At 43.3% G+C, this 24,193-nt stretch carries 11 protein-coding genes and 8 pseudogenes; 17 read left to right on the top strand and 2 right to left on the bottom strand.

Annotated elements, in window-relative coordinates; translation table 11 throughout:
- The first annotated feature begins 23 nt into the window (after positions 1-23).
- From JCM14108_RS06755 to JCM14108_RS06710, 10 genes and pseudogenes are all read left to right on the top strand, one after another.
- Positions 24-1,646 carry a peptide ABC transporter substrate-binding protein gene (locus JCM14108_RS06755; RefSeq protein ID WP_035179514.1) on the top strand — a complete coding sequence of 541 codons (1,623 nt, stop codon included), beginning with the start codon at positions 24-26 and terminating at the stop codon, positions 1,644-1,646.
- Between the two features lie 396 nt (positions 1,647-2,042).
- Positions 2,043-3,665 (top strand): annotated as a pseudogene (locus JCM14108_RS06750) (peptide ABC transporter substrate-binding protein).
- 131 nt (positions 3,666-3,796) lie between these two features.
- A pseudogene (opp3b, locus tag JCM14108_RS06745) lies at positions 3,797-4,716 on the top strand (oligopeptide ABC transporter permease).
- A 14-nt stretch (positions 4,717-4,730) separates the two neighbouring features.
- Positions 4,731-5,765: an ABC transporter permease gene (locus JCM14108_RS06740; RefSeq protein ID WP_035179511.1), complete on the top strand. Its 1,035-nt coding sequence runs from the start codon at positions 4,731-4,733 to the stop codon at positions 5,763-5,765.
- A 9-nt stretch (positions 5,766-5,774) separates the two neighbouring features.
- Entirely contained in the window at positions 5,775-6,872 is a 1,098-nt protein-coding gene (locus JCM14108_RS06735) for an ABC transporter ATP-binding protein (protein WP_035179507.1), read from the top strand.
- Positions 6,869-7,830 (top strand): annotated as a pseudogene (locus JCM14108_RS06730) (ABC transporter ATP-binding protein). Before JCM14108_RS06735 ends, JCM14108_RS06730 begins: the two are co-directional and overlap by 4 nt.
- 296 nt (positions 7,831-8,126) lie before the next feature.
- Positions 8,127-9,323 carry a betaine/proline/choline family ABC transporter ATP-binding protein gene (locus JCM14108_RS06725; protein WP_081759865.1) on the top strand — a complete coding sequence of 399 codons (1,197 nt, stop codon included), beginning with the start codon at positions 8,127-8,129 and terminating at the stop codon, positions 9,321-9,323.
- A pseudogene (locus tag JCM14108_RS06720) lies at positions 9,320-9,948 on the top strand (ABC transporter permease). Before JCM14108_RS06725 ends, JCM14108_RS06720 begins: the two are co-directional and overlap by 4 nt.
- A gap of 14 nt (positions 9,949-9,962) precedes the next feature.
- Positions 9,963-10,895, top strand: a complete 933-nt coding sequence (locus tag JCM14108_RS06715) for an osmoprotectant ABC transporter substrate-binding protein (protein WP_035179505.1) — start codon at positions 9,963-9,965, stop codon at positions 10,893-10,895.
- A pseudogene (locus tag JCM14108_RS06710) lies at positions 10,895-11,544 on the top strand (ABC transporter permease). The gene JCM14108_RS06715 and the pseudogene JCM14108_RS06710 overlap by 1 nt, the downstream one beginning before the upstream one ends.
- A gap of 94 nt (positions 11,545-11,638) precedes the next feature.
- Here the strand turns inward: JCM14108_RS06710 and JCM14108_RS06705 are convergent.
- A complete protein-coding gene (locus tag JCM14108_RS06705; protein WP_035179502.1) occupies positions 11,639-12,292 on the bottom strand; it encodes a histidine phosphatase family protein in 654 nt (217 codons plus the stop codon).
- Between the two features lie 252 nt (positions 12,293-12,544).
- Between JCM14108_RS06705 and helD the strand changes: the two are divergent.
- The 6 genes and pseudogenes from helD to JCM14108_RS06670 all read left to right on the top strand — a co-directional run bounded on the left by helD (position 12,545) and on the right by JCM14108_RS06670 (position 19,934).
- Positions 12,545-14,838 (top strand): annotated as a pseudogene (gene helD / locus JCM14108_RS06700) (RNA polymerase recycling motor HelD).
- Between the two features lie 111 nt (positions 14,839-14,949).
- The gene (gene coaA, locus JCM14108_RS06695) at positions 14,950-15,873 is read left to right on the top strand and encodes a type I pantothenate kinase (RefSeq protein ID WP_035179500.1); all 924 of its coding nucleotides are present in this window, start codon (positions 14,950-14,952) and stop codon (positions 15,871-15,873) included.
- An 84-nt stretch (positions 15,874-15,957) separates the two neighbouring features.
- Positions 15,958-17,511, top strand: a complete 1,554-nt coding sequence (guaA, locus tag JCM14108_RS06690; protein WP_035179497.1) for a glutamine-hydrolyzing GMP synthase — start codon at positions 15,958-15,960, stop codon at positions 17,509-17,511.
- A 537-nt stretch (positions 17,512-18,048) separates the two neighbouring features.
- A pseudogene (locus tag JCM14108_RS14315) lies at positions 18,049-18,835 on the top strand (IS5 family transposase).
- A gap of 194 nt (positions 18,836-19,029) precedes the next feature.
- Positions 19,030-19,497, top strand: coding sequence for a Panacea domain-containing protein (locus JCM14108_RS06675; RefSeq protein WP_035179492.1), 468 nt, complete (start codon positions 19,030-19,032; stop codon positions 19,495-19,497).
- Positions 19,494-19,934: a hypothetical protein gene (locus JCM14108_RS06670; protein WP_035179489.1), complete on the top strand. Its 441-nt coding sequence runs from the start codon at positions 19,494-19,496 to the stop codon at positions 19,932-19,934. Before JCM14108_RS06675 ends, JCM14108_RS06670 begins: the two co-directional genes overlap by 4 nt.
- Positions 19,935-20,273: 339 nt before the next feature.
- Here the strand turns inward: JCM14108_RS06670 and JCM14108_RS06665 are convergent.
- Positions 20,274-21,192 (bottom strand): annotated as a pseudogene (locus JCM14108_RS06665) (DNA/RNA non-specific endonuclease); the annotation flags it as partial.
- A gap of 417 nt (positions 21,193-21,609) precedes the next feature.
- Here JCM14108_RS06665 and JCM14108_RS06660 point away from each other — a divergent pair.
- Positions 21,610-24,144, top strand: coding sequence for a M1 family metallopeptidase (locus JCM14108_RS06660; protein ID WP_035179487.1), 2,535 nt, complete (start codon positions 21,610-21,612; stop codon positions 24,142-24,144).
- The last annotated feature ends 49 nt before the right edge of the window (positions 24,145-24,193 follow it).

The following is a 24,193-nucleotide window of genomic DNA, read 5'->3' as shown; positions in this document are numbered from 1 at the left end:
TTATTGAAGGGAAGTTACGTGATATGAAGTTAAGTTCAGTTACGAAACTTGGCGGGGTAGCATTGCTCTCCGCAGTTGTATTGGCAGGTTGTGGGAGCAAATCTTCACAATCTACTTCAAGTAAACAGAAGTTGAATTGGATGACACCGGCTGCAATTTCAACGATGGATCCATCCAAATCAACAGATCTTTATTCTGGCCAGACTATTAATGCTACTGGTGAAGGTTTGCTGAGAATGCAAAAGGATAATAAAGTTGTCCCCGGGGTCGCCAAAAGCTACAGTATTTCTAAAGACGGTAAGACGTGGACGTTTAACTTGAGACACTCTAAATGGAGCGATGGTTCGCCAGTGACGGCAAAAGATTTTGTGTTCTCTTGGCAAAGAACGGTTAGTCCGAAAACAGCTTCACAATATGCTTACATATTTGACAATATTCAGAATGCAACAAAAATTGAAGCTGGCAAGCTTTCTCCTTCAAAGCTTGGGGTAAAGGCTGATGGTGATTATAAATTAATAGTTCATCTCGATAAGCCGCAAAGTTACTTTAAATTTATGGTTTCCCAAGGCTATTATTTCCCAGAGAAGAAAGCAGCAGTTAATAAATATGGATCAGGGTACGCGACGAACGCTCAGAAGAATGTTTATAATGGTCCGTTCCTATTAAAGGGTTGGACTGGAACAAACGATACTTGGCATTTGGTAAAAAATAATAAGTATTGGAATGCTAAAAATATTAAGTTAAAGCGGATGAACTTTCAAGCAATCAAAGATCCAGCAACTGCATTAAACAGCTACCAGAGCAAAAAGCTTGATTTTACAACTTTGAATGGTACACAGGTAAAACAGTATAAGAACGATAAGGATTATCATGTGTATAAGGAAGCTTCAACCTTCTATCTTGAAATGAATGAAAAGAAGGACCCGATTTTTAAGAATAAAGATATTCGTCGTGCACTTTCGCTGGCAATTGATAGAAAACAATTCACTAACAAAGTCTTGGCGGATGGTTCACAAGTTCCGAAGGGGTATGTTGCTGACGGTATGTCGCAAAGAAATGGCAAGGATTTTGCCGATGAGGCATATGTAAAGTCTGCTGTATCTTATAATTTGGCTCAGGCAAAGAAACTGTGGGCAAAAGGCCTTAAAGAGACTGGTAAGAAGAATGTATCGTTGAACCTGTTATCAGATGATACGGATACAGCCAAAAGAAGTACAGAATTTGTTCAGAGTCAATTAAATAAACTGCCTGGATTGAAGATTACTAATTCAAATGTTCCGTTTAAAAATAGATTAAGTCGTTCTCAGAATGGTCAATTTGATATTGTTATTTCTGCTTGGATTGCAGATTATCCGGATCCAAGTAATTTCTTGGATCTATTCACTTCCAATAATTCCTACAATAATGGCCAATGGAAGAATTCGGCTTACGATGCCTTAGTTAAGAAGTATCAAACAACAGATTCAAATAATGAGTCTGCACGCTGGAATGATATGGTTAAGGCTGAAAAGCTCATTATGAACGATCAAGGAATTATACCGTTGTATCAGCAGGCACAGTCAACTCTGATGAGATCTAAAGTAAAGGGTGTTCAATTCTTACCAACATCTCCACAATGGGATTGGACTAAAGCATCAGTGAAGTAATTTTTGAATATTAGGTACTTTATCTATTGGCTAAGGACAACGATTGCTCGTCCTTAGCCTTTCTTATTATGTTAAGATCACCTTTGTTTTGCTGGAAGTACTCTGTGAATGTCAGAAAGGTAACGCTAATCTTTAAAGCGCTTTAATTAGCGGCAAAATTGGAAAAGTTCATTTGCTGTTAAAAATTATAACTTTTATTTATAAAATTTTTTTGTGATTTGGAATTTATAAAAGTAGTTATACCAACGATTTTGCCAAATTCAAACCTCACAATCTGATGTCTGGCGGCTTAATAGAAACAGATTAAGCGGCCAACGTATTGCTTTTAATAAAGTTTTAATTTAAAATATATGCATTGCCGAGTTAGTAAAAATATATTGAAGGGAAGTATTCACGATGAAATTTAATTCAATCGCGAAACTTGGTGGCATGGTGTTATTGTCTGCATTAGTCTTGGCAGGCTGTGGCAGTAAGTCATCACAATCAGGTTCAAAGAAACAGGAGTTTACGTGGCAGGAAACATCCAATTTGCCGACAATGGATCTTTCAAAGGCGACGGATCAGGTTTCGGCTGAAACGTTAAACGCTACTAATGAAGGGTTACTTAAGATGTCGACGAATGCCAAGGTGACACCGGGGGTTGCTAAGAATTACACGGTTTCCAAGGATGGTAAAACTTGGACGTTTAACCTGCGTCACAGCAAGTGGAGTGACGGAACGCCGGTAACAGCTAAAGACTTTGTATATTCCTGGCAGCGAACGTTGGCACCAAAAACAGCTTCACAATATGCGTACATATTTGACCATATTAAGAACGCAACGAAAGTTAATGCTGGCAAAGCACCGGCTTCAAGTCTTGGGGTTAAAGCTGACGGGGATTACAAGCTGGTTGTGACACTGAACCGGCCGCAAAGTTACTTTAAATATTTGGTTGCCAATGCGGAATTCTTCCCACAAAAGCAATCAGCTGTTAAGAAGTACGGTTCCAAGTATGGTACCCAGTCCAAATACATGGTTTATAACGGACCATTCAAGCTGACCGGCTGGAATGGTACCAATGATTCTTGGACAATGGTTAAAAACAGTAACTATTGGAACAAGAAGAACATCAAGCTCGATAAGATGAAGATTCAAGTTGTAAAGGATCCGTCTACGGTTTTGAATCAGTACAATACGGACAAACTTAATGCAATTACGCTAACCGGGTCCCAGCAAGTCTCACATTACAAGAACAATAAAGATTACAAGTCATATCTGAATGCGTCAACCTTCTATTTGGAAATGAATCAAAAGAAGGATCCGGTTCTTAGAAATGCCAATATCCGGAAAGCATTGTCATTATCAATCGATCGTAAACAATTGACTGATAAAGTGTTGGCCGATGGTTCCGTTCCAGCCCGTGGTTGGTAGCTGCAAGATGGCTTATCGAAATGGCAAGGATTACGCTGATCAAGCTGAAGTTAAATCGGCTGATTCGCATAACTTAACGGAAGCTAAAAAGCTTTGGGCCAAGGGCTTGAAAGAAACCGGTAAGAAGTCGGTTGCCTTGAACTTGTTGGCTGATGATACACCAGCTGGTAAAAACACAACTGAATTTCTACAAAGCCAGTTAACTAAATTGCCGGGTCTGAAGATTACGAACCAAAACTTACCATTTAAGACTCGATTGCAACGTTCTCAAGATGGTAACTTTGATTTAGTTATTTCTGCTTGGATTGCCGATTTCCCAGATCCAATTTCATTCCTGTCACTGTTTACTTCGGATAACTCATATAACAACGGAGAGTGGAAGAGTGCGAAGTATGATACATTGGTTAAGAATGCTGAAGGCAAAGATGCTTTGAACGCCGGCAAGCGTTGGGACGATATGGTTCAGGCTCAAAAAGTTCTGATGAATAATCAGGGAATTGTGCCACTGTATCAACAAAGTACGCCGAAATTGATCAACTCCAAAGTTAAAGGGATTCAATTCTTCCAACGGCGCCAGAATGGGATTGGAGCAAGGTTTCAATTAAATAACTTGAGTGTCATTCAAGTTAACGGTTTTATTTCGATGGAGGCTGGCTTGTCGATTGTCCAGCCTCTTTTATGTTAAGTGAATGTTATTAATGATGAGTACCTAGGATGATTAGAAAAGTGAGGAACTATTTATGGCAAAGTACTTGGGAAAAAGAATATTTTATATTATTCTGACTTTGTTTATCGTGACAACGATCACTTTCTTTCTGATGAAGTTTATGCCCGGCACGCCGCTTACCAATCAGGCCAAGCTGTCACCCAGCCAAATTCATCAGATTTATAAGCAATACGGTCTTGATAAGCCACTCTGGCAACAGTACTTAACGTACCTTGCTGGTGCGCTGCACGGTAATTTCGGAACATCGTATCAGTTTAGTGATCAACCCGTTTCATACCTGATCGGCAGTCGATTGGGACCGTCCTTAACCATTGGTGGTGAAGCCATGGTGGTTGGGGTACTGGTTGGGATTGTCGTTGGTTCAATTGGTGCTGTTAAGCAAAATACCTGGATCGATACTTCCGCAACCATCCTGTCAATTCTTGGTGTTTCGATTCCATCATTCGTTTTGGCGGTATTGCTGCAGTATTACCTTGGTTTAAAGCTGCGATTATTCCCAATTGCCGATTGGGGCGGCTTTATGTATACGGTTCTACCAACGTTGGCGCTGGCCGCGTCGCCATTTGCCGAGACCGCCCGATTTATGCGGACTGAAATGGTTGATGTGTTGAGTTCGGATTATATCGAATTGGCCAAGGCTAAAGGCTCAATAAAAGTGGTATTATTTATCACCACGCCCTAAGAAACAGCTTGATTCCAATTGTCACCATTGTTGGTCCGTTGGCCGTTAACATCATGACCGGTTCAATGGTTGTTGAAAACATCTTTTCCATTCCCGGAATTGGTGAACAATTTGTTAAATCAATTTTGACCAACGACTACCCAACAATTATGGGTCTGGCAATTGTCTACTGTGCGATGTTGTGTGTTGTGCTGTTGATCACTGATATTTTATACGGGTTGATTGACCCACGTATCAGAATTACGAAGTAGGAGGGACATTTGAAATGGCAGACAATGCAAAATCAGTTAAAACCGGTGATTTCCTGCCACTGACAGATACGGATCGCTCCCATCTGGACAGTGAGAAAATTACCGCGCCATCATTGACTTTCTTACAGGATTCGTGGCGCCGTTTACGGCATAACAAAGCAGCGATGATTTGTTTAGTCATCTTGGTTATCTTATTTATTCTATCGTTTGGGTCACATTTCTTTCAGACCCATAATCCCAACGCAACCAATCCGGATTTGGCAAACCTGCCGCCAAAGATTCCGGGCATTGATATCAATGGTTTTAATGGAACCATTATGCAGTCCGGCACCCGGGTAAATGCTTACGCGCAGGCTCATGCTCACAGCGGCACCTACTTTATTCTGGGAACGGATTACCTTGGTCGCGACTTGTTCTCCCGGATTCTGTTTGGAACTCGGATTTCGTTAACGATTGCCTTGGTTGCCAGTTTCTTTGACTTGGCATTTGGGGTTGTTTACGGGATCATTTCCGGCTGGCTTGGCGGCTGGGTTGATACTTTGATGCAACGGATTATTGAAATCATTCTATCAGTGCCTAACCTGGTTGTTATGGTGCTGTTGATTGTTGTTTTAAAGCCCGGTATGTCGGCAATTATTATTGCGATTGCGATTACCAGTTGGATTAACATGGCCCGGCTGGTTCGTGCGCAAACTTTGGAACTTAAGAATCAGGAATTTGTGTTGGCGGCCCGAACGTTGGGCGAAAGTTCGTTTAAGATCGCGTTTAAACATCTCTTGCCCAACCTGGCCAGTGTGATTATCATTAACCTGATGTTCACGATTCCAACCGCGATCTTCTTTGAGGCCTTCCTTTCCTACATTGGAATTGGTGTGAGTGCCCCACAGGCTTCACTTGGTACGTTGATTAGTGATGGCCAAAAGAACTTTCAATTCCTGCCGTATCAAATGTGGTACCCGGCAATTGTGTTATCAATCATTATGATTGCGTTTAATATTTTGGGTGATGGGCTGCGAGATGCCTTTGATCCAAAGAGTAATAGGAAGTAGGTGTTTGAGATGGAAAACAAAGATAATATACTTGAGGTCAGAAATCTCAAAATCAACTTCAATACGTACGCCGGTAAAGTTAAAGCAATTCGAAATATTAGTTTTGACCTGAAAAAAGGTGAAACTCTGGCGATTGTTGGTGAATCCGGTTCCGGAAAGTCAGTTACGACCAGAAGTATTATGGGATTGAATGCCGGTAACGCTGAGGTCGCTGACGGCACGATTATGTTTAAAGACCAGGACCTGTTGAAGAAGTCTCGAAAACAGATGGATCAAATCCGTGGGCGCGACATTGCCGAAATCTTTCAGGATCCGATGACATCATTGGATCCAACCATGAAGATTGGCAAGCAGATTGCTGAACCGTTAATTATTCATAAAGGTATGAAACGGGAAAAAGCCTATGCCCAGGCGCTTGAAATGATGAAGCTGGTCGGAATTGAAAATGCTGAAAAGCGAATTAACGACTACCCGCATCAATTCTCTGGTGGGATGCGGCAACGGATCGTGATTGCGATTGCGTTGGTTAACTACCCGGAAATTCTGATTGCCGATGAGCCGACGACTGCTTTGGATGTAACGATTCAAGCTCAAATTCTTGATTTGATGAAAGAATTGCAGGCCAAAACCAACACGTCAATTATTTTCATTACCCATGATTTGGGTGTGGTTGCCGGAATGGCTGATCGAGTTGCCGTTATGTATGCCGGTAAGATCGTTGAATACGGAACTGTAGATGAAATCTTCTATAATCCAAAGCACCCGTACACGTGGGGTCTTTTGAATTCAATGCCGACAATGGATACATCCGGCACCGAATTGCCATCGATTCCGGGAACCCCACCGGATTTGCTGAACCCACCAAAGGGAGATGCGTTCGCTGCCCGAAACAAGTATGCTTTGAAGATTGATACTGAAAAGGAACCGCCATTCTTTAAAGTTTCGGACACCCACTATGCTGCTACTTGGCTGCTGGATCCCCGGGCACCCAAGGTCACACCGCCTGATCAGATTATCGAACGTCAGAAACACTTTGCTAAATTGACACATGAAGCGATCGATACCAATCGTGGCAAACACGTTGAAGAACAGGAGGAACAGCTGTGATCGACTATTCGAAAGCAAAAAAGGTCTTACAAGTTGAACATTTAAAGCAATATTTTAATATTGGCAAGCCCGATGAAGTTCGGGCGGTTGATGATATTACCTTTGACGTGTATCAAGGTGAGACGTTCGGCTTGGTTGGGGAATCCGGCTCAGGTAAAACGACAACCGGTCGGGCAATTATCCATTTGTATGAACCAACCTCCGGGAAAATTATCTTTAATGGTGAAGATGTTTCCAAGTTGAGAACCAAAGCTCAAAAGCAGAAGTTTCGGCGGGATATGCAGATGATTTTTCAAGACCCATACGCTTCATTAAATCCACGAATGAAAGTTAAGGATATTGTGGCTGAAGGGATTGATATTAATCATTTGGCTAAAAACGATGCCGATCGAACCAAGCAGGTTGAAGATTTATTGGAAACCGTTGGCTTGAACCGGGATCATTCCAGTCGATATCCGCATGAGTTTTCGGGTGGTCAACGACAGCGAATCGGGATTGCCCGGGCGTTGGCTGTTCAGCCGGAGTTTATTATCGCTGATGAGCCGATTTCGGCGTTGGACGTGTCTATCCAAGCCAAGTAGTTAATCTGTTAAAGAAACTGCAACGTGAACGGGACTTGACGTACCTGTTTATTGCCCATGATTTATCAATGGTGAAGTATATTAGTGATCGAATTGGTGTGATGCACTATGGTCGGATGTTGGAAATTGCCTCTTCCGATGAGATCTATGCGCACCCGCTGCATGACTATACGGCCAGTTTATTGTCAGCTGTGCCGGTTCCTGATCCAGAATATGAGCGGGCTCGTCAACAGATTCCTTATGATTCAAGTCAGGAATTTGACGGTAAGCCACGCCAATTGGTTGAAATTGTCCCACATCACTGGGTTAGAGCGAGCGAAGATGAAATTCCAATGTATAAAGAACGCGCTCGAAAGCATTCTTTACTAAAGGACTAAAAATAATTTAAAGGACTGAGACAAAAGTAATTTTGTCCAGCCCTTTTTGTTTAATCACGATGATTACCGAGTGCTCAAATCCGCCTCATGGTAACTTTTATAATTTAATTTGAAAAGCGCTTCTTTTGTGATAGCCATGCATGATTGCCCTATTTCAAAAGTAGCTTTTTAACCTTAACAAATTTGTGATAATCGAAAAACTATGTTATTGTATTTACCATTATTTTTATGATAATTAACGCCTTTAAAAATTGTCTTTTGCCAACAAGTTAGGAGTGACTTATTTGTTCTTAGAAATGGAACATCTCACGAAAACGTACAAAGGCGGCAAAAAAGCCGTTGACGATTTTAATCTAAGTGTCGCTAAGGGTGAGTTTGTTTGTTTTATCGGGACGTCTGGTTCCGGTAAAACCACCACGATGCGGATGATTAACCGGATGCTGAAACAGACTTCCGGCACAATCAAACTGCATGATAAAGATATCAGTCAGATGGATCCGGTTGAATTGCGCCGAAAGATCGGCTACGTGATTCAAAATATCGGCTTGATGCCGCACATGACAATTGGCCAGAATATTACGCTGGTCCCCAAACTGTTAAAGTGGCCCCAGGGTAAAATGACTGAACGGGCCAAAAAAATGATTAAGCTGGTTGAATTACCGGAAAGTTTTTTGGATCGTTACCCGTCAGAGTTATCCGGTGGTCAGCAGCAGCGAATCGGAGTTGTGCGCGCCTTGGCTGCCGACCAGGATTTGATTTTAATGGACGAGCCGTTTGGTGCCTTGGATCCGATTACACGTGAATCATTGCAGGACCTGGTCAAAGACCTCCAAGAACGACTGGGCAAGACAATTATCTTTGTTACCCATGATATGGATGAGGCCCTTAAATTAGCTACCAAGATTGTTGTGATGGATGATGGTAAAATCATGCAGGTTGCCTCACCAGATGAAATTCTGCGGCATCCCGCCAACCAATTCGTTGAAGAGCTGATCGGCCACGACCGGCTGGTTCAGGCCAGACCAAGTATTACAACGGTTGGTCAGATTATGCTGAAAAACGTGGCATCCACAACGCCCAACAAATTATTGCGGGACGCGTTGCGGGAAATGCATGATCGGCGGGTTGATTCATTGTTGGTAACCGATGATGAAAAGACCTTGAAGGGGCGAATTGATATTGGTGACATTGATTACAATTATCAGACCGCAACCAGTGTTGGCGACGTCATGCATCAGGATATTTTTCGAGTTTCTTCCAGTGCGTTGATTCGGGACACGGTTGAACGAATTCTAAAGCGGGGATTGAAGAATGTGCCAGTTGTTGATGAACATAATCGACTGGTCGGTATTGTGACCCGCGCCTCTATCGTGGACATGGTTTATGACGCCCTATGGGGAACGGATGATAGTCGAGACGATACCGATGATCAGCCAACCGATCAGGAAAAGACGACCCAACCTGCCGCCACTCGAGGTGGTGATGCCAAATGATGTCATTTATTGAAACGTATGGTGGTCAGCTGCTGGCCAAAACCTGGCAGCACCTATACATTTCAGGGATTTCCTTAATTCTCGGTGTCCTGGTCGCGGTGCCGTTGGGTGTCGCTTTAACCCGGACAAAACGGCTGTCGACGGTTGTGATTTCGATTGCCTCGATGTTACAGACGATTCCGGCTCTGGCGTTACTGGCTTTATGATTCCGTTATTTGGAATCGGCGGTGTGCCGGCAATTATTGCCCTGTTCATCTATTCACTGCTGCCAATACTGAGAAACACTTATTTGGGAATTGAAAAGGTTGACCCAACGTTAATTGACGCGGCCAAAGGAATGGGCTTAACCAGCTGGCAGTCAATTATCAAGGTTGAGCTGCCATTGGCGGCGCCTGTGATTATGGCCGGCATCCGCCTGTCAGCAACCTACGTGATCGCGTGGGCGGCCCTGGCGTCCTATATTGGTGCCGGTGGTCTGGGTGACTTTATTTTTAACGGGCTGAACCTTTATCGGACCGATTTGATTTTAGGCGGGTCAGTCCCAGTGATCTTATTGGCGCTGGTGGTTGACTGGCTGTTAAGTAAACTTGAATCAATACTCACGCCAAAGACGGCACGGGCATAAGGAGGGTTTACCAAGTGAAAAAAATTAAAAGGTGGTTGTTAGCCGCCGCAATGTTGGTCCTTGGTGTTGTCGGGCTTTCCGGGTGTGGTTTCCCGGGGCTGGCCGGTACGTCGAGTGATACGATTCGAATTGCTTCTCAAAATACGACTGAGCAGCAGATTATGGCTTATATGCTTCAGGACATGATTCAACACGATTCCAAGTTAAAGACGACAATTATTAATAATCTGGGATCGGGGACGGTCAGCTTTAACGCTTTAAAAAATAATCAGGCTGATATTTCGGCTATCAGGTACGTCGGCACCGACCTGACCACTATTTTAGGCGAACAGGCTGACCGAAATCCTGAACGGGCTGAAAAAACGGTTAAAAGCCAGTTTAATAAAAAGTACGGGATGACTTATTTTCCCTCCTATGGCTTTTCAGATACCTATGCGTTTATGGTGACCCAAAAGAAGGCCAAACAGCTGCATTTGAATAATGTTAGTGACTTGAAAAAGACGGCCGGTAAGATGAGTGTTGGCATCGACCAGATTTGGCTGAACCGAAAAGGTGACGGGTATGACGGCTTTAAGCAGACGTACGGTTTCAAATTTGGCAAAGTCTTTCCAATGCAGATCGGTCTGGTCTATGACGCGGTCGCTGCCGGTAAAATGGATGCTGTTCTGGGTTATTCAACTGATGGCCGAATCGGCAGCTATCATTTAAAGCTGTTAAAAGATAACAAGCATTACTTTCCACCGTATAACGCCAGCGCGGTGGTTACCAACAAAGCACTTAAGCAGCATCCCGAACTCAAATCAATTATTGCCAAATTAAACGGCAAAATCAGTTTAAAGACGATGCAGAAATTAAACTATCAGGCAGACAACAACTTGGTTGAACCGGAAGTAGTTGCCAAACAGTTTTTGGAACAGCACCATTACTTTGAAGGGAGCGGTGATTAATGCAAAATGCCGGTTTATTGGAACAGTTTGTTCATTATTATCAGCAGAACGGCGTCTATGTGCTATCACAATTTAACCGCCATTTCCTGATTTCAATTTACGGGGTGCTTCTGGCGGCAATTGTTGGGATTCCAATCGGAATTTTCATTGCTCATCATCATCGTTTAAGCGGACTGGTGGTTGGCATTGCCAACGTCATTCAAACGGTCCCGTCACTGGCAATGCTGTCAATTATCATGATTGGCCTGGGTCTTGGCGTTAATACGGTGATTGTCACGGTCTTCCTGTATGCGTTGCTGCCGATTATTAAGAACACCTATACGGGCATGCGAAATGTCAATGCCAGTGTTTTGGATTCCGGTAAAGGAATGGGGATGACCGGTTTTCAACTGTTAAGAATGGTTGAATTACCGTTATCGTTGTCCGTGATTATGGCGGGCATTCGAAACGCCCTGGTTTTGGCAATTGGAATTACAGCAATCGGAACTTTCGTTGGTGCCGGCGGCTGGGTGATATTATTATCCGGGGAACCAATGCAACCAACGGTGGGGCGATTATTTTGGCCGGCGCACTGCCAACGGCTTTGATGGCGATTATTTCAGACTTTGTCTTGGGATGGATTGAGAAAAAAGCCGATCCGACCCGTTAAAAACGTTAAATAAAAGGAGCCGCGACCAACCGAGTCGCGGCTCCTTTTGTTTAACGGGAATATGTGGTTCTGATGTTTTGAAGGGGAGACCAACTTAAACATCGGTCCCAACGTTGTTGAAATAGGCCACTGAATAATTGCTGCCGTCCCAATTGACCTTGGTTACGCTGCCGTTTTTAGTGGAGGTATCAACCGGAATTTCACTGAAGTGACTGACAACGTTTCTGATCAGCGTTCCGTGAGTGGCAATCAGGATTTGATCACCGTCTTTGGCCTTGGAAATAACTTGGTCAATGGCCGGCTGCAGGCGTTCCCAGAATTGCTGTCCGGTCTCGGCATCGCCATACGGGTCGGCCGCCGCAATGAGCTCCTCGGCTTTGTCAATCCCGTATTCAGCGATCATTTCGTGAAATGAATTCAGACCGTGGGGGCCACCGATGATGTGCCAGGTTTTAACGTCGTCTTCGCCTTCCCAGTAGCCAAAGTTGAGTTCACGAAAACCAGCCAATGGGGTTGTCGTTTTAACGGTTGAGGGGTTTTGTGACAAAATTAAACGGCCGGTTTCAACGGCCCTTGGCAAATCACTGCTGTAAGCAGCGTTAAACGTGATGGCGCTGAGTCGGTGGCCGGCCGCCAGCGCGTCGTTAACCCCTTTTTTGGTTAGCGATGAATCAATAACGCCTTGAATTCGATGGTATTTGTTCAAATAAGTTTGACCATGGCGAACAAAGTAGAGTGAAATTGTCATAAGAAACCTCCATATACATTTGTTTGAATTACCATCATTGTAGCATAGTTGGTAAGAGATTTGGAAAATAGACCAATTTTGATAAATAACTGATGCCACCAAGTTGTACTGGCTTATAGATCGGTTGTTTGGGCCATATTTGGCTGTACTTTTATCAACTATTCGGTTAATTGGTGTTGATAACATGCATAGACTGGACTGAAACAGGGAAACATGATAAACTATTAAGCTAATAATTGTAGGGGGTTCAAAATGGCAGATAATATTAAAGTACAAGAGCAACGCCACCTCAACAGCGTTATCAAAAAAATCAAGGTTTCAGAAACTGACCTTGAAAAGAAAATCAAGTCTACTAAAAAAGATGTCAAGGGCATCTATGCAAATTTCAATAATGATGTCCGTCTGAAGACATCAACTTATAGTGGCATGATGGAAACTGCCATGTCGATTCGACAACAGCAGCAAATGCTGTCCGAACGGGAAAATCGTCAGGAGCATGCTGCCCGTGAATTGGGAACGTTGAACAAGCTTGAAAAGAATCCCTATTTCGCCCGAATTGATTTCCGTGAAGGAACCGAGGACCATGATGAAACGATCTATATCGGGATGGCATCCTATACGGATAAACCCGATCACTATCTGATTTATGATTGGCGGGCACCAATTTCCAGTATTTACTATAATGGCGGCATCGGCAATGTTACCTATCAGACACCTGATGGGGATCAGACAGTTGATGTTAAATTGAAACGTCAATTTCAGATTGAAGACGCTAAAATAAAAACCGTTTTTGATACCGAAGAAGTTGTCGGCGACCAGATGCTTTTGGACGCACTTGGCGGCCATTCGGATACCAAAATGAAGAGTATTGTTACCACAATTCAGAAGGAACAAAACCAGATTATCCGGGATACCCATTCAGAGCTGCTGTTTGTTCAAGGGGCGGCCGGCTCCGGGAAGACGGCGGCGGTTCTCCAACGGGTGGCCTATCTGTTGTATCAATATCGTGGCAACCTGAATTCCGGTCAAATCATTCTATTTTCACCCAACCAATTATTTAACGATTACGTTAATCAGGTTTTGCCTGAATTGGGTGAACAGAATATGGTGCAGATGACTTTCTATCAGTACAGCTCTCACCGGCTGCCAAGTATTCAGGTTGAAACCTTGTCTCAACGATTTGACGATCAGCTGGCGGAAAAGACGCAAAAGCTGAATGAGTTCAAGGGCGGCCTGACATATTTTAAAGCTGTCAGCGCCTACGCCAATCATTTGAATACCGAAGATATGCGGTTCCGAAATTTGATGTTTAACGGCAAGGTATTGATTCCCAAGGAAAAAATTGAAGAAATCTATTATCAATTCAATGAAAACTACAATTTGCGAAATCGACTGTCGGCTACCAAAGAGGCGCTGCTAAAGATTTTGAACCGTAAAATTCACGTTGAAATGAAGAAAAAATGGGTTGAAGAAGCGGTTCAAAACCTGTCTCGTGAAGAGATTATGCAGATGCATCAAGAGGGACAGGAAGAAATCCTGAATGCCGACAAGGAATTTAATTTTTTGGCTCGTCGAATTGTGATTAAGGCCTTTCGTCGGGTTCAACGTCAGATTGTCCGCAATCATTTTCTCAGTATTAATAATCAATTTGTGCATATGCTGAGAAGTATCCCACAGATTTTAAATCTTCAAAAACATGAACTCGACGGCGAAACCTGGAAGCAGGATATCGATGCCACCGTTGGCCGGTTGAAGCAGGGCCGCTTGTCATTGGCGGACGCGACAGCTATATTTATTTGTATGATTTAATGACCGGCAAGCGTGGTGATAAGGACATTCGCTATTTATTCATTGATGAAGTTCAGGATTACTCGGCCTTTCAGCTGGCTTTTCTGAAATTTAGTTTTCCGCGGGCAAAGTTTACCCTGCTGGGTGATTTAAACCAGGCAATCTTTACCCATGAGAACAGCCGTAAGCTGCTGGGAGAACTTTCAAGTATGTTCCCGGCAGACAAGACCCGGGTGGTTCAATTAACCAAGTCATATCGTTCAACAGCGCAAATCACAAACTTCACCAAACATCTGTTGACGAATGGCGAGGAAATCGAGCCGTTTAATCGCCAGGGCGAGTTGCCTGAAATTCACGTTGCTGCCGGTGTGGACGCGGCTGTTGAAAAAGTGAAAAATCAGGCTGAAAAGAATCTGACCGATCATGAAACAACCGCGATTATCGGCAAAACTTTAAAGGAGTGCCGTCAACTGACCGATAAACTGGCGGAAGTTGGGGTCAAAGCAACACTGATTCGGACCGAAAACCAACGATTGGTAAAAGGAATTATCGTGGTGCCTTCCTATTTGGCCAAAGGACTTGAGTTTGACAGCGTCATTATGTGGGATGCTTCGAAAAACTGTTATCCTGATGACCATGACCGTCAGTTGGTTTATACGATTTGTACCCGGGCAATGCATCGTTTGACGATTATTGCCACTAAAGAACTGTCACCGATTTTTGAAACAGTCCCACAGGAAGAATACCAATTAGTTTAAAACCAAAAGCCGTGGTTGACTTTGCCGCTACGGCTTTTAATTTTAAGGCGCTTTTTAGTCGCTGAGATGTTATAATTTATGGGTATTCTTGACGGGCGGAGACAATAACTTATGGATGATTTAATTAACTATTATTCGTTTACCAAAGAACAATGGAAACATTTTTACAATGAAATTGACCTGCCGTTGACTCAGAGTGAATTGCGGCATATCAAGGCATTTAACGATCAAATTTCGATTCAGGATGTTTCAGACATTTTCAAGCCGCTGGTGCATATGATTCGACTGCAAAAAGATAATTTTGATCAGTGGCAGACTACTAAAGCCCGATTTCTTCACAAACGGGTTCGCACGGTACCGTTTATCATTGGGATATCCGGTAGTGTTGCGGTTGGTAAATCAACGACTGCCCGGGTTTTGGAAGAATTGTTAACCAGTTACTTTACCGGTGAAAACATCAAGCTGATCACGACAGACGGCTTCTTATATTCGAATGCCGAACTAAAGAAGCGGGGGCTGTCTGATCGAAAGGGATTTCCGGAAAGTTATGATATGGCGAAGTTAATTCAGTTCTTAAACTCGGTTAAGTCAGGCGTTCCCATTGTGCAGTCACCGGTATATTCCCATCAGGTTTATGATATCATTCCCAATCGATTTGATATTATTGACCGGCCGGATGTGTTGATTGTTGAAGGGATTAACACCCTGCAGCTGCCAAGCAACGAACAGATTTATGTCAGTGACTTTACCGATTTCTCGATTTATATGGATGCTGATGAACGCTTAATTGAAAAGTGGTATCTGGATCGGTTTGCCAAGTTGATGGATACGGCTTTTCAAGATCCACACAATTATTACTATCAGTACGCGATTGGCGATCGTCAGGAAGCTTTTCAGATGGCCAGGGAAGTCTGGGACAGAATCGATCTGCCGAACCTGAAAGCAAATATTCTCCCGACCCGCTCAAGAGCTGATATGATTATGCACAAGACCGATCACCATATTATCGATCGTTTGTATCTTAGAAAGTATTGAATGTTTGTTTTTTACCAAACAATGTTGACCAATCATGGTTAAATCGTTTATTATTTATGTAGCAACTTTGAAAGGGTGTATGATTTGGCAAACGTGGACTTATCAAGCTTCGATAAGATCTTAGTGCTGGATTTCGGGAGTCAATACAACCAATTGATTACCCGTAGAATTCGTGATTTAGGCGTATATTCCGAGCTTAAATCGCATAAATTGTCCGCAAATGAGATCAAAGAAATGAACCCTAAGGGAATTATTTTCTCCGGGGGTCCAAATAGTGTGTATGAAGAGGGCGCTTTACGGGTTGACCCGGATGTCTTCAAGCTGGGGATTCCAATTTTGGGAATCTGTTATGGAATGCAGCTGATGGCCTTCACCCTCGATGGCAAGGTTGAAAAAGCCGACAACTCCGAATACGGTCATGCCGATATCGAGGTAACTTCAAATGACGCCGTGTTGTTTGAAAATACACCTCGTAAGCAGACTGTCTGGATGAGTCACGGCGATTTGGTAACCGATGTACCTTCTGGATTTGAAAATGTCGCAACCAGTGAAGATTGTCCGATTTCAGCAATGCAGGATGTTAATCGAAACTTTTACGGAATCCAATTCCATGCCGAGGTGCGCAATACCCAGTTTGGTAACGAAATTCTGAAAAACTTTGCCTTTAACGTTTGCCATGCAAAGGCCAACTGGACAATGAACGACTTCATCGACCTGCAGATTCAGCACATTCGGGAAACAGTCGGTGACAAGAAAGTACTTTTGGGACTTTCAGGTGGTGTTGATTCTTCCGTTGTGGGCGTCTTACTGCACAAAGCAATCGGTAAGCAATTGACAAGCATTTTCGTGGATCACGGTTTATTGCGGAAGAATGAAGCCCAACAGGTTATGGACAGCCTGGTCGGTAAATTTGGCCTGAACATTATTAAGGTGGATGCTCAGGAACGCTTCCTTTCCAAGTTAAAGGGTGTAACCGATCCCGAAAAGAAACGAAAGATTATTGGGAATGAGTTTATCCAGGTCTTCAATGACGAAGCTCGGAAATTAAACGGCATTGAGTTTCTGGCTCAGGGAACGCTTTATACCGACGTAGTGGAAAGTGGGACCGACACGGCACAGACCATCAAATCCCACCACAATGTCGGCGGATTACCAGAGGACATGAAGTTTAAGCTGATTGAACCTTTAAACAAGTTATTCAAAGATGAAGCCCGTGAAATCGGTGAAAAGCTTGGAATGCCTGAATCATTGGTTTGGCGTCAGCCATTCCCGGGACCGGGTCTTGGCATTCGGGTGCTTGGTGAAGTAACGCCGGATAAGCTGCGAATTGTTCGTGACAGTGACTTTATCTTACGGGATGAAATTGCCAAAGCTGGGCTCCAGCGAAAAGTTTGGCAGTATTTCACAGTTTTACCAGGTTTCAAGAGTGTTGGCGTAATGGGCGATGGGCGAACGTATGATTATACCGTTGCCATTCGAGCCGTCAACTCGGTTGATGGGATGACTGCTGACTTTGCCCGCTTACCTTGGGATGTTCTTCAAAAGATTTCTACCAGGATTGTAAACGAAGTTGATGGGGTTAACCGTATCGTGTATGACGTTACGAGTAAGCCGCCTTCGACAATTGAGTGGGAATAAAATTTGACGTTTTTCAATGAGTCTGCGTGAGCTTGTATGAGCTTCATGCGGGCTTTTTGTTTGTAAATAAGGATTTCTAAAATTCATCAGATTGCAGAAAGAATCATCAAAGTGTGGGAGATCGTGTGGGAGAAATAATATGAAAATTTCTTCCACACACAATCTCCTTTTTCTGGCCTTATTACCTCTTGCGTCTAAAAAAATATAATTTTCATGTTAAGTTACTAGAAAATTTGGTCAGCAAGCGTTTGGCTTTAATTAATAGGCGAATACTGATACGCTTAACTAAAATTTAAAAGAATGTTCGTTCGTCTGCATGATATAATCATTTATGTTAGCAAATGAATTTTGAGGGTTTGTTGGAAGTGCAGGCTGTTAATGGCATGCCACCATATACTAATTAACGATAGTTGCCTTATAGTTTCCCCAATAGTAAATATTTTGCAAATTAGTTTACAAAATAGACTAAGAACCTGTTTTTAATCTTTGTTAGACCGAATTCCTTTTGATATAATTTTATTAAAAAGGTGATTTTAGATGATTGGTTATCCCAGTGACATTACGCGTCAGCAATTTGAACTAATTCGACCTGACTTAGAAGCTGTGCGCCAACGCACGCGACCACGCCAAGTGGATCTCTACGAGATCTTTAATGCCGTTCTCTATATTCTCCGTACTGGATCTCAATGGCGTCAGTTACCCCATGACTTTCCCAAGTGGCAAACGGCTTATGGTTACTTCCGTCGCTGGTCAGAACCAATTGATGAAGTTGGCCATAGCCAGTTAGATTTAATCTTAAAAAAATTGTCGATCAAGGCCGATTACGCATGGGTCGTTCGGCACCCACTTCATTCATCATTTTAGATGCCCAAAGTGTCAAGAATACTGAAGCAGCCGAAAACAAGGGCTATGATGGTGGTAAAAAAGTTTCCGGCATCAAACGCCATCTCGCCGTGGATATCAATGGTTGGCCGCAGGCATTCATATCACAACAGCCAACGTTTCTGAACGTGACGGTGCAGCGGCGTTACTGGCTTTAAACTCAGAGCAATTTCGTTTGGTTAAACGAGTGATGGCTGATGGTGGTTACACCGGAGAAAACTTTGCAGGCTTGGTTCAAAACATGATTGGTGCTGAAATGATCATCGCAAAACAAAGTGATTTGAAGCATGGGCGAATAACCCCACAACGATGGGTGGTTGAACGATCCTTTAGTTGGTTAGATAAGTGTCGGCGCCTATGGCGCAACTGTGAACGCTATCTACAAACTAGTCGGATTATGGTAGCTTTAGCCTTCATTAGGCTTTTATTGAAACGTTATTAAAGATTAAAAACAGGTTCTAAGGGCCCGAATAAATACTGGTGATCGAATTTGATTCTGTAAGTAGCTGTCGTTCTAACTACCATCGGATATTTCTAGAAGTTAGTGGTTACAGTTGATAGACAGTTTATTTTTACGAGTAATGAATTGTTGAATGCTGCTTATCGTGATATATTTTGAGTGGAGGAATATTGCTTATGAAAGAGGTTATGAAATTTGTAAATTGGTTCAGAGTGCATAATAACGCTGATTTGAAGCGATATGACTTTGCGGAACCACTAACCCAAATGAAAGTGATGAAGCTTCTTTATTATGTTCAAGGCGTTAGTTTGGCAGTTAATAATGAAAAAGCATTTCCCGAAAAGATTGTTGCTTGGAAATATGGACCGGCAGTTGAGAAAGTTCATAAGAAGTATGCGGGGTGCCGTAACATTTTGGGGTCAATCACTCAGAAAGATTTAAATGATTACCGTGAAATTGAAAGTGATCCAAAATTAAGCATTGTTGTGAATGCGGTTCAGGATGCTTTTGGCGATAAGTCTGCAGCTGATTTAATGCATCAGACACATCATGAGGCGCCATGGCAAGATACACCGCAAAGTGAGGCTATTTCTTTAAAGAAGATGAAAGACTTCTTCTTAAAAGAAGTTGTTGAAATAGATTGACAAAAAGATTTTCTTTTAAGAAAGAACAAGCTAGCCACACGACGAAAATTAGAATCCCCAGTCACTTCACACCATCTAAGTTAACGTTTAACTTTTCGTTTTTAACGCATGATAAAAAATATAATTTTAATAATTTGGGCTTCAACAAGAATGTTAAATCGGTTTTTTTGAACGCCTTGTTGCGTTTATCATCTGATGATCTGGTGGCGGTTTATGGATACCCAAAAGAAACTGGTTTGGAAAAGATTGCTGAATCCGAGATACATTTTTCGTTAAGTACTGAATTTATTGAATCTAACCGGGATAAGGATTGCTTGGATGGGTTTTGGGTATTTAGAATGAACAAAAAAGGGCGCGTTATTGGAAAAATTCAAGATAAAACTTTTTACATCATGTGTATTGATACATCTTTCAGTACGTATGAGCACGGTGGCTGATAATTTCCGCAGAAATCAAAATCAGAAAATCAAACTAACTATTTTAAACCTTTCAAGTTGCTAATCAGTATAATTTTGAACAGCGTGATTTCCGGTAAGGTAGCAATATTTTATTAGTAAATACCGGCTGGCAAAGAAGAAACTGTATATTTTATGTGTAGCTATTTAAAAAGCCATTCTCAATTTTAACGAGAATGGTTTTTTACATTAATGAAACTGATTTATTTTGAATTCAATTTTTAACAGTAATCGTCTAAATTAATATCAATAAATCTGCGGAAATTTTAAATTCACGATAACTTAATCCGTTATTTTGGAAAATTATTATAACTGTGTTAATCAAGGCTGGGCATACTGATTTCCCCGGATCGCCCTGGTAGCGCCATTGGCATTAGCCTGGGAAATGGACATATATTGATAATTGCCGGGGTTAATAACCCGTGAGTAGTATTTGTGACTATCGGAGACAAAGACCATCCCACTGGCTGCAACCGTCCACTGCCCATCTTTGGTGTAGCCGCTGACATGTTGTTTGACCGTACTTCTGGTAACGTTGTCATTTCGGTGACTTGCATAAGATGATGACGGCCTGGTTTGGCGCCTTGAGCTTGAATTGGAAATCGGTTTAGCGTTGCTGCTGCCGTCATTGTAATCAATTTTGATGCCCTCGACTGAATTAATAACAACAATTTCGGTATTGATTGCGTCGTCTGATGATTTTATATTAACCACGGAACCGCGGGGCAGGTTTCATCACCCTTATAAATCGGTGTGGTTTCATACGAAATGGTTTGGCTGGTTCCGGGATGATTCAGCCAATAATTTTCAGCGGTTTCTTCAGCATAGCGCATGCCGCCGTCTTGATTAGCACCGACATTTTGGGGACGGGTACCGTCGTGAAATTGTATTCGGAAGCATAGGATTTCTTTCCAAGCAGGCTGTCGGCGATGGAATGACTGCGGTTATAAAGATAACCATGATAGGTCCGGCCGGTGAGACTGAAGTTGATCGCTACTCGCGGGTTATCTTCAGGCCATGCCGGTGGCGCCAGTGGATCGCCTTGACGGGAACCTTGCGAAGCACGATATTCCGAATAAGTTAAGACGGCTCTGGCCGTAGCGGAGCGCCCCTGGCCATCATTGGTGAAATGGTAATCGCCGGCTTTAAGATCGCTGAAGCCGGTTAGGTGGGCTTTACCGTTTACCCAGTAATAATTATCAGTTGGCCCGGCCGACTCTTTATCCGTATAATAGACCAGTCGCTTTAAAATCGAGCTGGTGTGGTGCTTGGCAGCCTTTTTGGCGTGAACAACTGCCTGCTTTTGATGCGAATTTGCCATACTGGCCCGGCTGGTTGTTTTCGTCGAGTGACTGGCGGTTGTTACCTTTGATGAACGGTCCTTGGCCGATTGATCGGTACTGTTACCGCAGGCGGACAGCAAGCCACCCGATAAAAATAACGTCATTAGCACGACAATAATGTACTTTGAGGCGGATAGCCGCCCCGTTTTATTATGATGCAAAATAAAATCCCCCCATCTTTAATCTATGCTCATTATAGTAATATTATTCCTAAATTGCTATCGCTTTCTTGAATAAATAATGTATCTTTGCGCAAGACAACGGGCTTGGGAAAGTCGTATAATAGACATAATCTAATAATCAGGGAGGATAACATGACTGAATTAAAACGCTTTTATGAAACATTCCAACCAACACATTACAACATTTACCTGGACATTAACCGGGAAACCAAACAGATTTCCGGAACAACGACGATCTCAGGAGATGCTAAAACCCAAGCAATTTCGATTCACCAAAAAGATTTGGCAGTTGAGTCGGTTCAAGCTGATGATCAGGCAGTTTCGTTTACGCTTGATCGAGAAAACGACGCGATTCGAATCGAACTACCGCAAGCAGGGGAAACGACCCTAACCATTACCTATACGGCACCACTTACGGACAGTATGATGGGCATTTATCCGTCTTACTATGAAGTGGACGGAGTTAAAAAACAAATTATTGGCACCCAATTTGAGACCAATTTTGCCCGGCAAGCCTTTCCCTGTGTGGACGAGCCGGAAGCCAAAGCCACTTTTGATTTGGCAATTAAATTCGACGAGCATCCTGGTGAAACTATTTTAAGCAACATGCCGGAAAAAGAAGTCAAGGACGGGGTTCACTACTTTGACACCACCGTTCGGATGTCGACCTACCTGATTGCCTTTGCCTTTGGTGAACTTCAGAGTAAGATGACGACTACCAAGAGCGGCGTTAAAGTCGGCGTTTTCGCGACTAAAGCCCACAAAGCCAATGAACTTGATTTTGCGCTTGATATTGCCAAGCGGTCAATTGAATTTTATGAAGACTTTTATCAAACACCGTATCCGCTGCCACATTCCTGGCAGTTGGCACTGCCTGACTTTTCAGCCGGCGCGATGGAAAACTGGGGACTGGTTACTTATCGGGAAGCCTATTTAGTCCTTGATCCCGATAACACCGCTCTGAATATGAAACAGCTGGTTGCGACGGTTATCGCTCACGAACTGGCTCACCAATGGTTTGGTGACCTGGTTACCATGAAATGGTGGGACGACCTCTGGTTGAACGAGAGTTTTGCCAATATGATGGAATACGTTGCGATTGATGCTTTGGAGCCGGATTGGCATATCTGGGAAACCTTCCAGACTTCCGAAGCACCGGCAGCTTTGCGACGGGATGCCACTGATGGTGTTCAATCCGTTCATGTTCAGGTAAACAATCCGGCAGAAATCGACGCCTTGTTTGATGGTGCGATTGTGTACGCCAAGGGTGCCAGAATGCTGGTAATGGTTCGAGCGCTGCTTGGTGATGACGCGTTGCGGGCCGGCCTAAAGAAGTATTTTGACGCGCATCATTATGGTAATGCTACCGGTGCCGATCTGTGGGCTGCACTGGGTGCTGCGTCCGATTTGAACGTTGGCGAGATTATGAATTCCTGGTTGGAACAACCTGGTTATCCGGTTGTCACGGCTTCCGTAGTTAATGAACGGCTAACCCTGTCGCAGCAACAGTTCTTTATCGGTGATGGGAAAGATGTTGGTCGTCAGTGGCAGATCCCGCTAAACAGTAATTACGAAGACGCGCCTAAGATTATGGATCAAAAGCAGTTGGTTCTTGGCAATTACAAAGAACTGCGACGGGTCAACGGCGAACCGTTCCGCTTAAACGTCGGCAATAACTCTCACTTTATTGTGAAATATGACCAGACACTGCTTGCCGATCTTTTGGCTGAAGCACCAAAATTAGACGCAATTTCTCAACTTCAAATTCTACAGGACCTGCGCTTACTGGCAGAAGGTCATCAGGTATCATACGCTGATCTGGTCCCGCTGCTGTCGAAATTTGCCGACAGTCACGCTTACATCGTCAATGTTGGCCTTTATCGCATTGCCAATGAATTAAAGAAATTTGTAACGCCGGATTCGACCGAAGAGCAGCAACTCCGGACGTTATTCGATAAATTGAGTGACAAGCAGGTTGCCCGATTGGGTTGGACAAGCCAGGCTGGTGAGTCAAATGACGATCAATTAACCCGACCGCTTGTTTTAAGTGCTGCATTGTATGCTAAAAACGAAAAAGCAATGACGGCAGCTCATGAGTTGTTTACTGCCAATCATGATAAGCTGGAAACACTGCCGGCCGCTGTTCGGGTCTTTGTTTTGAGAAATGAAGTTAAAAACTTTGGCAGTGCCGAGCTTTTTGACCAATTGCTGAATGATTATCGCCAAACAGCCGATGCCAGCTACAAGTCCGATATTTGCGCGGCATTAACCAGTACCACCGATAAGACGTTGATTGGCAGGCTGATCGATAAATTCGAAGATGCCGATACCATCAAGCCGCAAGACTTGCGGGCCTGGTTCCGTGGCGTTTTAGCCAATGACGATGGGCAACAAGCTGCTTGGGATTGGATTCGAAACGACTGGCAATGGCTGGAAGATACTGTTGGTGGCGATATGGAATTTACCACTTACATTACGGTAATTGCCGGGATCTTCAAGACAGCCGACCGATTAGCCGAATTTAAAGCCTTCTTTGAACCCAAACTGGCAACCCCGGGCTTAACCCGTGAAATCAAGATGGACACCAAGGTGATTGAAACCAGAGTTGCCTTGATTAAGAATGAAAAGCAAGCCGTTAATGAGGCGGTTAGTGAAGCTATTAAGTAGTTGAAGCGACTGATTTAGCATTTAAAAGCATGTCGGAAAAATTATTTTT

This window comes from Lentilactobacillus farraginis DSM 18382 = JCM 14108 (assembly GCF_000583655.1).
Lineage (GTDB): Bacteria > Bacillota > Bacilli > Lactobacillales > Lactobacillaceae > Lentilactobacillus > Lentilactobacillus farraginis.
The sequence above is the reverse complement of the archived record's forward strand: the minus strand, read 5'-3'. Positions and strand labels throughout refer to the sequence as shown.

What these genes read in the sequence shown, in the direction of transcription:
- JCM14108_RS06755 (WP_035179514.1), top strand. Translation starts at nt 24, where the DNA reads ATGAAGTTAAGTTCAGTTACGAAACTTGGCGGGGTAGCATTGCTCTCC.
- JCM14108_RS06675 (WP_035179492.1), top strand. Translation starts at nt 19,030, where the DNA reads ATGAAAGAGGTTATGAAATTTGTAAATTGGTTCAGAGTGCATAATAAC.
- JCM14108_RS06740 (WP_035179511.1), top strand. Translation starts at nt 4,731, where the DNA reads ATGGCAGACAATGCAAAATCAGTTAAAACCGGTGATTTCCTGCCACTG.
- JCM14108_RS06725 (WP_081759865.1), top strand. Translation starts at nt 8,127, where the DNA reads ATGGAACATCTCACGAAAACGTACAAAGGCGGCAAAAAAGCCGTTGAC.
- JCM14108_RS06735 (WP_035179507.1), top strand. Translation starts at nt 5,775, where the DNA reads ATGGAAAACAAAGATAATATACTTGAGGTCAGAAATCTCAAAATCAAC.
- JCM14108_RS06705 (WP_035179502.1), bottom strand. Translation starts at nt 12,292, where the DNA reads ATGACAATTTCACTCTACTTTGTTCGCCATGGTCAAACTTATTTGAAC.
- coaA (WP_035179500.1), top strand. Translation starts at nt 14,950, where the DNA reads ATGGATGATTTAATTAACTATTATTCGTTTACCAAAGAACAATGGAAA.
- JCM14108_RS06660 (WP_035179487.1), top strand. Translation starts at nt 21,610, where the DNA reads ATGACTGAATTAAAACGCTTTTATGAAACATTCCAACCAACACATTAC.